General features: G+C 38.3%; 24 protein-coding genes. 23 read left to right on the plus strand and 1 reads right to left on the minus strand.

Annotated features, from left to right (window positions below):
- Positions 1-3 precede the first annotated feature (3 nt).
- Positions 4-696 (minus strand): prepilin peptidase, encoded by a 693-nt coding sequence (locus tag N0K73_RS03205; RefSeq protein WP_112250648.1) that lies wholly within the window; start codon positions 694-696, stop codon positions 4-6.
- A 252-nt stretch (positions 697-948) separates the two neighbouring features.
- On the opposite strand from N0K73_RS03205, the gene rpsL reads away from it, so the two are divergent.
- The 23 genes from rpsL (at position 949) to rpmD (ending at position 13,126) form a co-directional block, all read left to right on the plus strand.
- Positions 949-1,359 carry a 30S ribosomal protein S12 gene (rpsL, locus tag N0K73_RS03210; protein ID WP_057974646.1) on the plus strand — a complete coding sequence of 137 codons (411 nt, stop codon included), beginning with the start codon at positions 949-951 and terminating at the stop codon, positions 1,357-1,359.
- A gap of 45 nt (positions 1,360-1,404) precedes the next feature.
- Entirely contained in the window at positions 1,405-1,875 is a 471-nt protein-coding gene (gene rpsG, locus N0K73_RS03215) for a 30S ribosomal protein S7 (RefSeq protein ID WP_057974645.1), read from the plus strand.
- Positions 1,876-1,968: 93 nt separating this feature from the next.
- A complete protein-coding gene (gene fusA / locus N0K73_RS03220) occupies positions 1,969-4,062 on the plus strand; it encodes an elongation factor G (protein ID WP_057974644.1) in 2,094 nt (697 codons plus the stop codon).
- Positions 4,063-4,406: 344 nt separating this feature from the next.
- Positions 4,407-4,715 (plus strand): 30S ribosomal protein S10, encoded by a 309-nt coding sequence (gene rpsJ / locus N0K73_RS03225; protein WP_057974643.1) that lies wholly within the window; start codon positions 4,407-4,409, stop codon positions 4,713-4,715.
- Positions 4,716-4,760: 45 nt separating this feature from the next.
- The gene (gene rplC, locus N0K73_RS03230; RefSeq protein WP_057974642.1) at positions 4,761-5,393 is read left to right on the plus strand and encodes a 50S ribosomal protein L3; all 633 of its coding nucleotides are present in this window, start codon (positions 4,761-4,763) and stop codon (positions 5,391-5,393) included.
- A 20-nt stretch (positions 5,394-5,413) separates the two neighbouring features.
- Positions 5,414-6,037 (plus strand): 50S ribosomal protein L4, encoded by a 624-nt coding sequence (gene rplD, locus N0K73_RS03235; RefSeq protein WP_057974641.1) that lies wholly within the window; start codon positions 5,414-5,416, stop codon positions 6,035-6,037.
- A complete protein-coding gene (rplW, locus tag N0K73_RS03240; protein WP_057974640.1) occupies positions 6,037-6,321 on the plus strand; it encodes a 50S ribosomal protein L23 in 285 nt (94 codons plus the stop codon). The genes rplD and rplW overlap by 1 nt, the downstream gene beginning before the upstream one ends.
- A gap of 31 nt (positions 6,322-6,352) precedes the next feature.
- On the plus strand, positions 6,353-7,186 hold the full coding sequence (gene rplB / locus N0K73_RS03245; protein ID WP_057974639.1) for a 50S ribosomal protein L2: 834 nt from the start codon (positions 6,353-6,355) through the stop codon (positions 7,184-7,186).
- Positions 7,187-7,231: 45 nt separating this feature from the next.
- Positions 7,232-7,513 carry a 30S ribosomal protein S19 gene (gene rpsS, locus N0K73_RS03250; protein ID WP_057974638.1) on the plus strand — a complete coding sequence of 94 codons (282 nt, stop codon included), beginning with the start codon at positions 7,232-7,234 and terminating at the stop codon, positions 7,511-7,513.
- Positions 7,514-7,527: 14 nt separating this feature from the next.
- On the plus strand, positions 7,528-7,881 hold the full coding sequence (gene rplV, locus N0K73_RS03255) for a 50S ribosomal protein L22 (protein ID WP_057974637.1): 354 nt from the start codon (positions 7,528-7,530) through the stop codon (positions 7,879-7,881).
- Positions 7,882-7,894: 13 nt separating this feature from the next.
- On the plus strand, positions 7,895-8,551 hold the full coding sequence (gene rpsC / locus N0K73_RS03260; protein WP_057974636.1) for a 30S ribosomal protein S3: 657 nt from the start codon (positions 7,895-7,897) through the stop codon (positions 8,549-8,551).
- 3 nt (positions 8,552-8,554) lie between these two features.
- On the plus strand, positions 8,555-8,989 hold the full coding sequence (gene rplP, locus N0K73_RS03265; protein ID WP_057974635.1) for a 50S ribosomal protein L16: 435 nt from the start codon (positions 8,555-8,557) through the stop codon (positions 8,987-8,989).
- On the plus strand, positions 8,979-9,173 hold the full coding sequence (gene rpmC, locus N0K73_RS03270; protein ID WP_057974634.1) for a 50S ribosomal protein L29: 195 nt from the start codon (positions 8,979-8,981) through the stop codon (positions 9,171-9,173). The genes rplP and rpmC overlap by 11 nt, the downstream gene beginning before the upstream one ends.
- 25 nt (positions 9,174-9,198) lie before the next feature.
- On the plus strand, positions 9,199-9,465 hold the full coding sequence (gene rpsQ / locus N0K73_RS03275) for a 30S ribosomal protein S17 (protein ID WP_057974633.1): 267 nt from the start codon (positions 9,199-9,201) through the stop codon (positions 9,463-9,465).
- 52 nt (positions 9,466-9,517) lie between these two features.
- Positions 9,518-9,886, plus strand: a complete 369-nt coding sequence (gene rplN / locus N0K73_RS03280; protein WP_057974632.1) for a 50S ribosomal protein L14 — start codon at positions 9,518-9,520, stop codon at positions 9,884-9,886.
- A 32-nt stretch (positions 9,887-9,918) separates the two neighbouring features.
- Entirely contained in the window at positions 9,919-10,227 is a 309-nt protein-coding gene (gene rplX / locus N0K73_RS03285) for a 50S ribosomal protein L24 (RefSeq protein ID WP_057974631.1), read from the plus strand.
- A gap of 27 nt (positions 10,228-10,254) precedes the next feature.
- Positions 10,255-10,797 carry a 50S ribosomal protein L5 gene (gene rplE, locus N0K73_RS03290; RefSeq protein WP_057974630.1) on the plus strand — a complete coding sequence of 181 codons (543 nt, stop codon included), beginning with the start codon at positions 10,255-10,257 and terminating at the stop codon, positions 10,795-10,797.
- An 18-nt stretch (positions 10,798-10,815) separates the two neighbouring features.
- Positions 10,816-11,001 carry a type Z 30S ribosomal protein S14 gene (locus tag N0K73_RS03295; protein WP_057974629.1) on the plus strand — a complete coding sequence of 62 codons (186 nt, stop codon included), beginning with the start codon at positions 10,816-10,818 and terminating at the stop codon, positions 10,999-11,001.
- A 34-nt stretch (positions 11,002-11,035) separates the two neighbouring features.
- A complete protein-coding gene (gene rpsH, locus N0K73_RS03300; RefSeq protein WP_057974628.1) occupies positions 11,036-11,434 on the plus strand; it encodes a 30S ribosomal protein S8 in 399 nt (132 codons plus the stop codon).
- A 30-nt stretch (positions 11,435-11,464) separates the two neighbouring features.
- Positions 11,465-12,001, plus strand: coding sequence for a 50S ribosomal protein L6 (rplF, locus tag N0K73_RS03305; protein ID WP_057974627.1), 537 nt, complete (start codon positions 11,465-11,467; stop codon positions 11,999-12,001).
- Between the two features lie 53 nt (positions 12,002-12,054).
- Entirely contained in the window at positions 12,055-12,411 is a 357-nt protein-coding gene (gene rplR, locus N0K73_RS03310; protein ID WP_083478987.1) for a 50S ribosomal protein L18, read from the plus strand.
- A gap of 19 nt (positions 12,412-12,430) precedes the next feature.
- Positions 12,431-12,931, plus strand: a complete 501-nt coding sequence (gene rpsE / locus N0K73_RS03315; RefSeq protein WP_057974625.1) for a 30S ribosomal protein S5 — start codon at positions 12,431-12,433, stop codon at positions 12,929-12,931.
- 12 nt (positions 12,932-12,943) lie between these two features.
- Positions 12,944-13,126, plus strand: coding sequence for a 50S ribosomal protein L30 (gene rpmD, locus N0K73_RS03320; RefSeq protein WP_057974624.1), 183 nt, complete (start codon positions 12,944-12,946; stop codon positions 13,124-13,126).
- Positions 13,127-13,130 lie beyond the last annotated feature (4 nt).

Below are 13,130 nucleotides of genomic sequence, written 5' to 3' on the forward strand. Positions count from 1 at the left end.
TGTTTATATATAGAAAGATAATGCAAAAGTTAGATAGGTGCCTAACGTTAAATGGGGAACGAATGCAAAAATCTGATATCTCGTTTTATTTGCGCAGATAAAATATAGGAGTGCACTTATACAAGCGAAAAGCGTCACAATCAAACAAAAATGGATGCCAAATGTTAGTTGAATGACAAGCAGTAGTATGAAATCGCCGACCCCCATTTTTTGTTGAAAGCATAATACAAATAAAAACAGGCTAAATAATAATATTTCCAATAATGAGTCTGGTAAGCCGAGCAATAAATAGTGCCAAACAATAAATATGAGACCACCACCAATAGTTAGACGACTAGAAATAAGTCGATTAGTAAAATCCATAACAGATAAAAAAGTGAGATAAAATAAAAATGCGGTAACCAGTATAAATAGTGGCGGGGAAAGTTTGGCGAAAGCCAGAGGCAGCATAATAGCCAAACTGCATTCAAAAATAAATGAATATGCTGGAAATTGCCCCTTGCAGAATCGACAATGTCCACGTAATCTAAGATAAGCGTAAATCGGAATAAGGTCTCGCCAAGGGATGTTTACCCCACAATAGTCGCACATCGATCTTTGACCGAGTTGACTTTGATTCAACGCATGGCGTGTCGCAGTACAGGTAATAAATGATCCCAGGCAGGCGCCTAGTAAAAATAAGTAGCTAATTAACATAATTTATATCCTCCTATGTAAAAAATACGCTTTTTAATACAAATACCATTGACGAAAATAAAATACCATGCTATTCTGTGTAAGGTGCTTTTTGTGAACAGTTAATTCATCTACATAGTTGAGATTCTGTATAACAGCAGCGCATTATAAGCCAGACGTCTAGGACGTTATTTTTTATTATTAAAAAATGAACCACCTGGATGTGTGGACTTAAAAACAATTAACCTATAATAAGGAAGGAGGAAACTTTAGATGCCAACAATTAATCAATTAGTTCGTAAAGGTCGTAATTCTAAAGGTTCAAAATCTGGTGCACCCGCATTAAACTTCGGGTATAACAGTTACAAGAAAGTTCAAACAGATAATCCTGCACCACAAAAACGTGGGGTTGCTACTCGTGTCGGAACAATGACACCTAAAAAGCCTAACTCTGCTTTACGTAAATATGCGCGTGTTCGTTTATCTAACCTTCTTGAAGTTACAGCATACATTCCTGGTATTGGACATAACTTACAAGAACATAGTGTTGTTCTTATTCGTGGTGGCCGTGTAAAAGATTTACCTGGGGTACGTTACCATGTTATCCGTGGTGCTCTTGATACAGCCGGTGTTGCTGATCGTAAACAAAGTCGTTCAAAATACGGCGCAAAGAGACCTAAATAAGTTTAGGTCATTCTAATAAAAATAGAATCTAAGGAGGTTATTTAGATGCCAAGAAAAGGCCCAGCTCCAAAAAGAGAAGTATTGCCTGATCCAATTTACAATTCTAAATTAGTAACACGTTTAATCAACCGTTTAATGTTAGATGGTCGTCGTGGTACTGCATCAAAGATCTTGTATGATGCATTCGAAATGATTAAAGAACAAACAGGAAACGAACCTAATGAAGTTTTTGATGAAGCTATGAAAAACATCATGCCCGTACTTGAAGTTAAAGCTCGCCGTGTCGGTGGTTCTAACTACCAAGTGCCAATTGAAGTTCGCCCTGATCGTCGTTCAACTTTAGGTTTACGTTGGTTAGTAAGTTACGCACGTTTACGTGGGGAACATACAATGCCAGAACGTTTAGCTAAAGAAATCATGGATGCAGCAAACAATACTGGTGCATCAGTTAAGAAACGTGAAGACACACATAAAATGGCTGACGCTAACAAAGCATTCGCACATTACCGCTGGTAATTTTATAAAAGGATGGCTATTATATGATTTTGATAATCGATATAGTAGTCATTTTTTTGGATATATTTTAGAATTGGAAGGAGATCATACAAAATGGCAAATAAACGCGAATTTCCACTAGAAAAAACGCGTAATATTGGTATTGTTGCTCATATCGATGCTGGTAAGACAACAACTACTGAACGTATTTTATACTATACGGGTAAAATTCATAAAATTGGTGAAACTCATGAAGGAGCTTCACAAATGGATTGGATGGAACAAGAACAAGAACGTGGTATTACAATCACATCAGCTGCTACAACAGCTGAATGGAAAGAACATCGTATTAATATCATCGATACTCCAGGACATGTGGATTTCACTATTGAAGTTGAACGTTCACTTCGTGTCTTAGATGGAGCCGTTGTTGTTTTAGATGGTCAATCTGGTGTTGAACCACAAACTGAAAATGTTTGGCGTCAAGCAACAACATACTCAGTTCCTCGTATTGTATTCATCAATAAGATGGATAAAATGGGTGCTAACTTTGATTACTCAGTAGGTACAATCAAAGATCGTCTTCAAGTAAATGCTGTTCCTATCCAAATGCCAATTGGCGCTGAAGATGATTTTGAAGGTGTTATTGATTTAATCGAAATGAAAGCCGATTTATATGATAACGAAGATTTAGGTGCTACATGGGAAAGTATTGACGTTCCTGAAGAATATTTAGAAGAAGCTACAAAACGTCGCGAAGCTTTAGTTGAAGCCGTTGCTGATGTTGATGAAAAGCTTATGGAAAAATATCTTGATGGCGTTGAAATTACTAAAGATGAAATCAAAGCTGCTATCCGTAAAGCAACATTAAACCTTGAAATGTACCCAGTTCTTGCTGGTTCAGCATTTAAAAACAAGGGTGTTCAAATGATGTTGGATGCTGTTAATGATTTCTTACCATCTCCTTTAGATGTTAAACCTTATAACGCAACTGATCCTAAAACGGACGAACAAGTTGAAATTACAGCTGGCGATGATAAAGATTTCGCTGCTTTAGCTTTCAAAATTGCAACGGATCCATTCGTTGGTCGTTTGACATTCTTCCGTGTTTACTCAGGTACATTACAAGCTGGTTCATATGTTTTGAATTCTACTAAAGACACGCGTGAACGTGTTGGTCGTATTCTTCAAATGCATTCAAATCACCGTAATGAAATTCCTGAAGTATTCTCAGGTGATATCGCTGCTGCTATTGGTTTGAAAAACACGACAACTGGTGATTCTTTAACGGATGAAAAACACCCATTAATTCTTGAATCAATGGAATTCCCTGAACCAGTTATCCAAGTTTCTATCGAACCAAAAACAAAAGCTGATCAAGATAAGATGGATATCGGTTTACAAAAACTAGCTGAAGAAGATCCTTCATTCAAGGCAGAAACTAACCCTGAAACTGGTGAAACTTTAATCGCTGGGATGGGTGAATTGCATTTGGATATCATCGTTGATCGTATGAGACGTGAATTTAACGTTGAAGCTACTGTTGGTGAACCACAAGTTGCCTACCGTGAAACATTTACAAAAACTGTTTCTGCACAAGGTAAATTCGTTCGTCAATCCGGTGGTAAAGGTCAATATGGGGATGTTACGGTTGAATTCTCACCTAATGAAGAGGGTGGCGGTTTCGCATTCGAAGACGCTATCGTTGGTGGTGTTGTTCCTCGTGAATACATTCCTTCAGTTGAACAAGGTTTGAGAGAAGCTATGCAAAACGGTGTTCTTGCAGGATACCCACTTATTGATGTTAAAGCCAAGTTATATGATGGATCATATCATGATGTCGATTCTAATGAATCAGCATTTAAAGTAGCTGCTTCAATGTCATTGAGAAATGCTGCTAAGAGTGCTGGTGCTGTTATCCTTGAACCAATGATGAAGGTTGAAGTTGTTGCTCCAGAAGATTACTTAGGTGATGTTATGGGACATGTAACTGCTCGTCGTGGACGTGTTGAAGGTATGGAAGCTCGCGGAAACGCACAAGTTGTTAACGCAATGGTTCCTCTTTCTGGTATGTTCGGTTACGCAACTACTTTACGTTCTTCAACACAAGGACGTGGTACATTTACAATGACATTTGATCATTATGAAGCTGTACCAAAAGCAATCCAAGAAGAAATTATGAAGAAAAACGGAACATCTGCTGATTAGTCAGCCGTTCTGAATTTTTAAAAGAAGTTATCGTTTATCGTTAGCTTCTTTTTTTGTGTTAAAATAACGATTGAATAAAAGTTGTTTCTGAAAAAAAGTGAATTATGATTTTCTAATGAGAAACTTTGAAAAAAAGAAAGAAAGCACTTGCCATAAGGCTTTATCTTTAGTAGTATAGATAAGTACCCAAAAACAGATGGCGTAGTTTGCCCTGTGACAGGGTTTCATAGAATGAGCTAAGATGTGAAAGATTGCGACACGCCCGGCAGCTTTGCCACGCAAGGCGTGTCGGTCACTTACACGGAGCTAGTCTTATTTTTAAAATAGACGAAGGAGGGAACAAAATGGCAAAACAAAAAATTCGTATTCGCCTAAAGGCTTACGAACACCGTATTTTAGATCAATCTGCTGACAAGATTGTTGAAACTGCAAAAAGAACAGGGGCAACAATTTCTGGACCAATTCCATTGCCAACAGAACGTACATTATACACAGTTTTACGTTCACCACATAAGCATAAAGATTCACGTGAACAATTCGAAATGCTTACACATAAACGTTTGATTGATATCGTTAACCCAACACCTAAGACAGTTGATTCATTGATGAAACTTGACTTACCTAGTGGCGTTGATATTGAAATCAAATTATAAAACTCAGCAACAAAAATAAATTATAAACATATTGGAGGTGTACTTATGACTACAAAAGGAATCTTAGGAAAAAAAGTCGGTATGACACAAGTTTTTACTGAAAATGGTGAATTGGTACCAGTTACAGTGATTGAATCTACGCCAAATGTTGTTTTACAATTGAAAACAATTGAAAATGATGGTTACGAAGCAATTCAATTAGGTTACCAAGACAAACGTGAAGTATTAACAAACAAACCTGCTAAAGGTCATGCAGCAAAAGCAAATACTACTCCTAAGCGCTTCGTTCGTGAAATTAACGATGTCGTGCTTGGAGATTATACTGTGGGTGACGAAATCAAAGTTGATACTTTCTCAGCTGGAGACGTCGTTAACGTCACAGGTACGTCTAAGGGACATGGTTTCCAAGGAAATATCAAACGTTGGGGACAATCACGAGGTCCTATGACTCATGGTTCTCGTTACCATCGTCGTCCTGGTTCAATGGGTGCCGTTATTAACCGTGTATTCAAGGGTAAGAGATTACCAGGTCGCATGGGTGGCAAGCGCGTAACTGTCAAAAACTTGGAAGTTATCCGCGTTGACGTTGAAAGCAATGTTATCTTGATTAAAGGTAACGTACCAGGCGCAAACAAATCATTAGTTACAATTAAAAACGTCACTAAAGACGCTAAATAACAGGAAGGAGGAATTTCAAAATGCCAACAGTCGCATTATTAAAACAAGATGGTACTAAAAATGGTGAAGTTGAATTAAACGACGCTATTTTTGGAATCGAACCTAACGACAATGTCATTTTTGACGCCGTAATCATGCAACGTGCATCATTACGTCAAGGAACTCATTCAGTTAAAAACAAAAGTGCAGTTTCAGGTGGTGGTAGAAAACCATGGCGCCAAAAAGGTACAGGTCGTGCTCGTCAAGGATCTATCCGTAGCCCACAATGGCGTGGTGGTGGTGTCGTATTTGGCCCTACTCCTCGTTCATACAGTTACAAATTACCTAAAAAAGTTCGTCGTTTAGCTCTTAAATCAGTACTTTCACAAAAAGTATTGGATAATGGCGTGGTTATGGTCGATGCTCTTAGCTTCGAACAACCAAAAACAAAAGCTTTCAAAGAAGTTTTAAGTAACTTAGATATCAACAAAAAAGTATTAATAGTTCTTGAACCTGGCAATGATTTCGTTGCTTTAGCAGCTCGTAACTTACCAAATGTTACAGTAGTAGAAGCTAAAGGTGTTAACGTTCTTGACGTTATCAACAACGACAAATTAGTCATGACTCAAGCAGCTCTTTCTCAAGTAGAGGAGGCTCTTTCATAATGGAATCAAGAGATATTATCTTACGCCCAGTCATCACCGAAGCAGCAATGGACAGAATGGCTGATAAAGTTTACACATTCGACGTTGATACTCGCGCAACTAAAATTGAAGTCAAAAAAGCTATCGAAGATATTTTTGGCGTTAAAGTTGTTAAAGTAAATATCATGAATGTTAAAGGTAAGTTAAAGCGTCAAGGTCGCTATGCCGGTTATACTAAAAAACGCCGTAAAGCAATCGTTACTTTAACTGCCGACTCAAAAGAAATTCAATTATTCGAAGAATAATCTAAAATTTTGTAAATAGGAGGAAAATAACGTGGGAATTAAAAAATTCAAACCAACCACTAACGGTCGTCGTAATATGACTGGTTCTGATTTCTCAGAAATTACTAAATCAACTCCTGAAAAATCATTACTAGAATCAAAAAGCAGAACTGCCGGCCGTAATAACTATGGTCGCATTACTGTTCGTCACCGTGGTGGTGGTCACAAACGTCAATACCGTTTGATCGATTTCAAGCGTGTTAAAGACAATGTAACAGCAACTGTTAAAGCAATCGAATATGATCCAAACCGTTCAGCTAATATTGCATTATTACAATATACTGATGGTATCAAATCATACATCATTGCTCCTAAAGGATTAGAAGTTGGCATGATGGTTCAATCTGGTAAAGAAGCAGATATCAAGGTTGGTAACGCATTAGCTCTTCAAGATATCCCAGTTGGTACAATCATCCATAATATCGAATTAAAACCAGGTAAGGGTGGACAACTTGCTCGTTCAGCCGGTGCTTCAGCACAATTACTTGGTAAAGAAGGTAAATACGTTCTTGTTCGTTTGACATCAGGCGAAGTTCGCATGATCTTGTCAACATGTCGTGCATCTATCGGTGCTGTCGGTAACGAACAACACGAATTAATCAAAATCGGTAAAGCTGGTCGTGCTCGTTGGGCTGGTAAACGTCCTACAGTTCGTGGATCAGTTATGAATCCTAACGATCATCCTCATGGTGGTGGTGAAGGTAAAGCTCCAATTGGTCGTCCATCACCTATGTCTCCTTGGGGTCAAAAGACGATGGGTTACAAAACACGTTCAAAGAAAAACCAATCAGACAAATTTATCGTACGTGGACGCAACAAAAAATAATAATTTGCTTGTTGCTTAAGCTATATTCCGGAAGGAGGATTCACATTGAGTCGTAGTCTAAAAAAAGGACCATTCGTCGATGAACATTTGATGAAAAAGGTCGAAGCACAAACTGATCAAGAAAAGAAAACAGTTATCAAGACATGGTCACGTCGTTCAACAATCTTCCCTAACTTCATTGGTCTAACAATCGCTGTATATGATGGACGCAAACACGTTCCAGTATTTATGCAAGAAGATATGGTTGGTCATAAGTTGGGTGAATTTGTTCCAACACGTACTTTCCGTGGTCACGGATCTGACGATAAGAAAACTACAGTTAAATAAAGGAGGTTATACACATGGCTGAACAAGTAACATCAGCAAAAGCAACCGCCAAAACTGTTCGTATTCCAGCGCGTAAAGCTCGCTTGGTAATCGATCTTATCAGAGGTAAAAGTGTTGCTGAAGCTATCGGTATTTTGAGATTTACTCCCAGAGCCGGAAGCCCAATCATTGAAAAAGTTTTACTTTCTGCTGTAGCTAATGCAGAAAATAATTTTGATTTAGATGGTGAAAACTTAATTATTAGTGATATCTTTGCTAACGAAGGACCAACGTTAAAACGTTTCCGTCCTCGTGCCAAAGGATCAGCTTCACCAATTAATAAACGTACGAGTCACATTACAGTAGTTGTATCTGAAGCTACAAAATAAGGAGGGATAACGCGTGGGTCAAAAAATAAATCCAACGGGATTACGTGTAGGTATCATTCGTGATTGGGATTCAAAATGGTATGCAGAAAAAGATTTTGCAAACTACCTTCATGAAGATTTACACATCCGTAAATACATTCAAGAAAAATTAACCGACGCTTCTGTCTCTATCGTTGAAATCGAACGCGCTGCAAAACGTGTTAACGTTTCAATCCATACTGCTAAACCTGGTATGGTTATCGGTAAAGGTGGAGCTGAAGTTGAAAAACTTCGTAAAGAATTAAATGATTTAACAGGTAAACGTGTGCATATCAACATTGTTGAAATCAAACGTCCTGATTTAGATGCTCAATTAGTCGGCGAAAACGTTGCGGAACAATTAGAAAACCGTGTCGCTTTCCGTCGTGCCGTTAAACAAGCTATGCAACGTACAATGCGCTCTGGTGCCAAAGGTATCAAAGTTCAAGTTGCTGGCCGTCTTAACGGAGCTGATATGTCTCGTGTTGAAAGCTACTCAGATGGTACAGTTCCATTACATACCTTAAGAGCAGATATTGACTACGCTTGGGTTGAAGCAATGACTACTTATGGTAAATTAGGCGTAAAAGTCTGGATCTACCGTGGCGAAATCTTACCAGCTAAGAAAAACGCTGTGAAAGGAGGGAAATAACCTATGTTAGTACCTAAACGTACAAAATTCCGTCGTGAATTCCGTGGTAAAATGCGTGGGGAAGCTAAAGGTGGCAAAGAAGTCGCTTTTGGAGAATTCGGTTTACAGGCTCTTGAATCATCATGGATCACTAACCGTCAAATCGAAGCTTCTCGTGTCGCAATTAACCGTCATATGAAACGTGGTGGGAAAGTATGGATTAAAATTTTCCCTCATAAATCATATACTGCAAAAGCAATTGGTGTTCGAATGGGTTCTGGTAAAGGTGCTCCTGAAGGATGGGTAGCTCCAGTTAAACGTGGAAAGATCATGTTTGAAGTTGCCGGTGTTCCCGAAGAAGTTGCTCGCGAAGCTTTACGCTTAGCATCAAACAAACTTCCAGTGAGAACTAAAATTGTAAAACGTGAGGAAGTAGGTGGCGAATCACATGAAGGCTAAGGAAATTAATGAATTAACCACTGCTGAAATGATTACCAAAGAACAAGAATTTAAAGATGAATTGTTTAACTTACGCTTCCAATTAGCTACCGGTCAATTAGAAAATACCGCACGCTTAAGTGAAGTACGTAAAACAATTGCTCGTATTAAAACGGCATTACGCCAACAAGAATTAAACAAGTAGATTACGAAAGGGAGGCCATTTACGCATGAGTGAAACTCGTAACCAACGTAAAGTCTATCAAGGACGCGTTGTATCCGACAAAATGGATAAAACGATTAGTGTTCTTATCGAAACATACAAGACACACAAAACCTACGGTAAACGTGTGACTTATTCTAAAAAATTCTATGCACATGATGAAAATAACGAAGCAAAAATCGGCGATATCGTTCAAATTATGGAAACTCGTCCGTTGTCAGCAACTAAGAGATTCCGTTTATTAGATATCGTTGAAAAAGCAGTTATTGCTTAAGCATAATTGCCATTCGTATTTCTAATTTGCTATTGAAAGGAGGACACTTACTGTGATACAAACAGAAAGTCGTTTAAAAATTGCCGACAATTCAGGCGCAAAAGAAATCTTAACTATTAAAGTTTTAGGTGGATCAAAGCGTAGAACTGCTAATATCGGTGACGTTATTGTTGCTACTGTTAAACATGCAACACCAGGTGGTGTTGTCAAAAAAGGTGAAGTTGTTAAAGCCGTAATCGTACGTACAAAATCAGGTGCTCATCGTGCTGATGGTTCTTACATCAAATTTGATGAAAATGCTGCTGTTATCATCCAAGATGACAAGAGCCCTAAAGGTACACGTATCTTTGGACCTGTTGCACGTGAATTACGTGATAACAATTTCATGAAGATTGTTTCTTTAGCACCCGAAGTATTATAAGAAATCCATCGGAAAACAAGGAGGTGCGCTAAATGTTCGTCAAAACTGGTGATAAAGTTCAATTAATTGCAGGTAAAGATAAAGGTAAACAAGGTACTGTTACTAAAGTTTTCCTTAAACAAGACCGTGTGATTGTTGAAGGTATCAATATTGCAAAAAAACATCAAAAACCTAGTAACTCGAATCCACAAGGTGGCATCGTGGATATTGAAGCACCAATTCACGTTTCAAACGTGATGCTTGTCGACCCTTCTACAAATGAACCAACTCGTGTTGGCTTCAAAGTTGTAGATGGTAAGAAAGTTAGAGTTTCTAAAAAATCAGGTGAAACTGTTAAATAGACCTACTGAAAGGAGGACACTTTCTTCATGACTAACCGTTTAAAAGAAAAGTTCACTAATGAAATTACACCATCTATGATGGAAAAATTTAACTACACATCAATTATGCAAACACCTCAAGTTGATAAAATTGTTATCAACATGGGTGTTGGTGATGCTGTTACTAATGCTAAAAATTTAGATAAAGCTGTTGAAGAATTAGCTTTGATCTCTGGTCAAAAACCATTGGTTACTAAAGCTAAGAAATCAATCGCTGGCTTCCGTTTACGTGAAGGTATGCCAATCGGTGCTAAAGTTACTTTACGTGGCGAACGCATGTACGATTTCTTAGATAAATTAGTTTCAGTTTCATTACCTCGTGTGCGTGATTTCCGTGGCGTTAGCAATAAAGCCTTTGATGGCCGTGGTAACTATACTTTAGGTGTTCGCGAACAATTAATTTTCCCAGAAATCGATTTTGATGATGTGGATAAGGTTCGTGGAATGGATATTGTTATTGTTACAACTGCTAATACTGATGAGGAATCAAAAGAATTACTCACACAATTGGGTATGCCGTTTTCTAAATAATAAGGAGGTTACAAAGCTTTGGCTAAAAAATCATTGATTGCAAAGAACAAACGTCCCGCAAAATTCTCTACGCAAGCTTACACACGTTGCGAACGTTGTGGTCGTCCACATTCTGTTTATCGTAAATTTAAATTATGCCGTATTTGTCTTCGTGACCTTGCTCACAAAGGCCAAATTCCTGGTATGAAAAAAGCTAGTTGGTAAATTTAAAAAGATAAGTTAAAGGAGGGTAAACTCAATGGTCATGACTGATCCGATCGCAGACTTTTTAACTCGTATCCGTAATGCAAACATGGTACGGCATGAGTCTTTAGAAGTACCTGCTTCAAAAATCAAACGTGATATCGCTGAAATCCTTAAAAATGAAGGTTTCGTACGTGATATCGAATACATCGATGATGACAAACAAGGTATTATCCGTGTATTTTTAAAATTTGGAAAAGACAATGAACGTGTAATCTCTGGTATTAAACGTATTTCAAAACCAGGATTACGTACGTACGTTCAAGCTGATGCAGTTCCTAAAGTATTAAATGGTTTAGGAATCGCAGTTATCTCAACATCAGAAGGTGTGATGACAGATAAAGATGCACGCGCCAAACAAATTGGTGGCGAAGTCTTAGCATACATCTGGTAATCAATTAATTCGTAAGGAGGTGTCACTCGCGTGAGTCGTATAGGTTATAAAGAAATCGTTCTTCCTGCTGGTGTAGAAGTTACACAAGAAGGTCAAATGGTTACAGTAAAAGGCCCCAAAGGTGAATTAACTCGTAAGTTTTCTAGTGCTATTACAATGCATGTAGAAGGTCTTTCAGTTAAATTTACTCGTGAAAGTGACGATAAAAGCACTCGTGCCTTACATGGTACAATGCGTGCCAACGTAAACAACATGGTTCTTGGAGTTACAGAAGGTTTCAAAAAAGAACTTGAGTTGATTGGTGTTGGTTATCGTGCACAATTACAAGGGAAAAAATTAGTATTAAATGTTGGTTATTCACATCCAGTGGATTTTGAAGAACGCGCAAACTTAACTGTTGAAGTTCCTGCAAATACAAGCATTATTATTTCAGGTATCAGTAAACAAGAAGTTGGCGATCTTGCCGCAGAAATTCGTGCCGTTCGTCCTCCAGAACCTTATAAAGGTAAGGGAATTCGTTACGTTGGCGAACATGTTCGTCGTAAAGAAGGTAAAACAGGTAAATAATGCTGCTTAGCATTACTTACTTTGTTTTTGAATAAAATCAAGAGGTGAAAATTGTGATTACAAAACCAGATAGAAATAAAACACGTTCAAAGCGTCATTTACGTGTTCGTGGTAAGATTTCTGGAACTGCAGAGTGCCCACGCTTAAACGTATTCCGTTCAAATAACCACATCTACGCTCAAGTAATTGATGACGTAGCGGGTGTAACGCTAGCAAGTGCCTCAACAATGGATAGTGATGTAACAGGCGATAGCAAAGTAGCAAAAGCTACTGCTGTCGGCGCATTAGTTGCTAAACGCGCTAATGACAAAGGTATCAAAGCTGTTGTTTTTGATCGTGGCGGATACTTATACCATGGACGCGTTGCTGCTTTAGCTGAAGCAGCTCGTGAAAATGGATTAGAATTCTAAGAAAGGGAGGAAATAGTTTATGACTTTCATTGATCCAACTCATTTAGATTTAGAAGATCGTGTTGTTGCGATTAACCGTGTTACTAAAGTTGTAAAAGGTGGACGTCGTCTACGTTTTGCTGCATTAGTTATTGTCGGTGATCACAATGGTCATGTAGGCTTCGGTACAGGTAAAGCTCAAGAAGTTCCTGAAGCAATCCGTAAAGCAGTTGAAGATGCTAAAAAGAACTTGATTGACGTACCTATGGTCGGTACGACACTTCCTCACGAAGTTCTCGGTCAATACAGTGGTGGACGCATTATGCTTAAACCAGCTGTTGAAGGTTCTGGAGTTGCCGCTGGTGGTTCAGTTCGTGCCGTTATGGAACTTGCTGGAGTATCAGATGTAACAAGTAAATCATTAGGTTCAAATACACCAATCAACGTTGTTCGCGCAACAATGGATGGTTTAAAGAAAATGAAGAGTGCTGAAGAAGTTGCTGCATTGCGTGGCGTTTCTATCCAACACTTAGCTGACTAGGAGGACTAAAACATGACAGATTTGAAAATTACATTAAAACGCAGTGTCATCGGACGTCCTCAAAATCAACGCGAAATCGTTAAAGCTTTCGGTTTACACCGTATTAGCAGCTCTGTTATTCGTCCTAACGACGCAGTAACACGAGGCGTTATCGCAAAGATTTCTCATTTAGTGGACGTTGAAGAAGTTAAATAACATC

The organism is Dellaglioa algida (genome assembly GCF_030127605.1).
Lineage (GTDB): Bacteria > Bacillota > Bacilli > Lactobacillales > Lactobacillaceae > Dellaglioa > Dellaglioa algida.

What these genes read in the sequence shown, in the direction of transcription:
- rpmC (WP_057974634.1), top strand. Translation starts at nt 8,979, where the DNA reads ATGAAGGCTAAGGAAATTAATGAATTAACCACTGCTGAAATGATTACC.
- rpsJ (WP_057974643.1), top strand. Translation starts at nt 4,407, where the DNA reads ATGGCAAAACAAAAAATTCGTATTCGCCTAAAGGCTTACGAACACCGT.
- rplW (WP_057974640.1), top strand. Translation starts at nt 6,037, where the DNA reads ATGGAATCAAGAGATATTATCTTACGCCCAGTCATCACCGAAGCAGCA.
- rplP (WP_057974635.1), top strand. Translation starts at nt 8,555, where the DNA reads ATGTTAGTACCTAAACGTACAAAATTCCGTCGTGAATTCCGTGGTAAA.
- rpmD (WP_057974624.1), top strand. Translation starts at nt 12,944, where the DNA reads ATGACAGATTTGAAAATTACATTAAAACGCAGTGTCATCGGACGTCCT.
- rpsL (WP_057974646.1), top strand. Translation starts at nt 949, where the DNA reads ATGCCAACAATTAATCAATTAGTTCGTAAAGGTCGTAATTCTAAAGGT.
- rplC (WP_057974642.1), top strand. Translation starts at nt 4,761, where the DNA reads ATGACTACAAAAGGAATCTTAGGAAAAAAAGTCGGTATGACACAAGTT.
- rplV (WP_057974637.1), top strand. Translation starts at nt 7,528, where the DNA reads ATGGCTGAACAAGTAACATCAGCAAAAGCAACCGCCAAAACTGTTCGT.
- rplD (WP_057974641.1), top strand. Translation starts at nt 5,414, where the DNA reads ATGCCAACAGTCGCATTATTAAAACAAGATGGTACTAAAAATGGTGAA.
- rpsQ (WP_057974633.1), top strand. Translation starts at nt 9,199, where the DNA reads ATGAGTGAAACTCGTAACCAACGTAAAGTCTATCAAGGACGCGTTGTA.
- fusA (WP_057974644.1), top strand. Translation starts at nt 1,969, where the DNA reads ATGGCAAATAAACGCGAATTTCCACTAGAAAAAACGCGTAATATTGGT.
- rplX (WP_057974631.1), top strand. Translation starts at nt 9,919, where the DNA reads ATGTTCGTCAAAACTGGTGATAAAGTTCAATTAATTGCAGGTAAAGAT.
- rpsG (WP_057974645.1), top strand. Translation starts at nt 1,405, where the DNA reads ATGCCAAGAAAAGGCCCAGCTCCAAAAAGAGAAGTATTGCCTGATCCA.
- N0K73_RS03205 (WP_112250648.1), bottom strand. Translation starts at nt 696, where the DNA reads ATGTTAATTAGCTACTTATTTTTACTAGGCGCCTGCCTGGGATCATTT.
- rplE (WP_057974630.1), top strand. Translation starts at nt 10,255, where the DNA reads ATGACTAACCGTTTAAAAGAAAAGTTCACTAATGAAATTACACCATCT.
- rpsE (WP_057974625.1), top strand. Translation starts at nt 12,431, where the DNA reads ATGACTTTCATTGATCCAACTCATTTAGATTTAGAAGATCGTGTTGTT.
- rpsH (WP_057974628.1), top strand. Translation starts at nt 11,036, where the DNA reads ATGGTCATGACTGATCCGATCGCAGACTTTTTAACTCGTATCCGTAAT.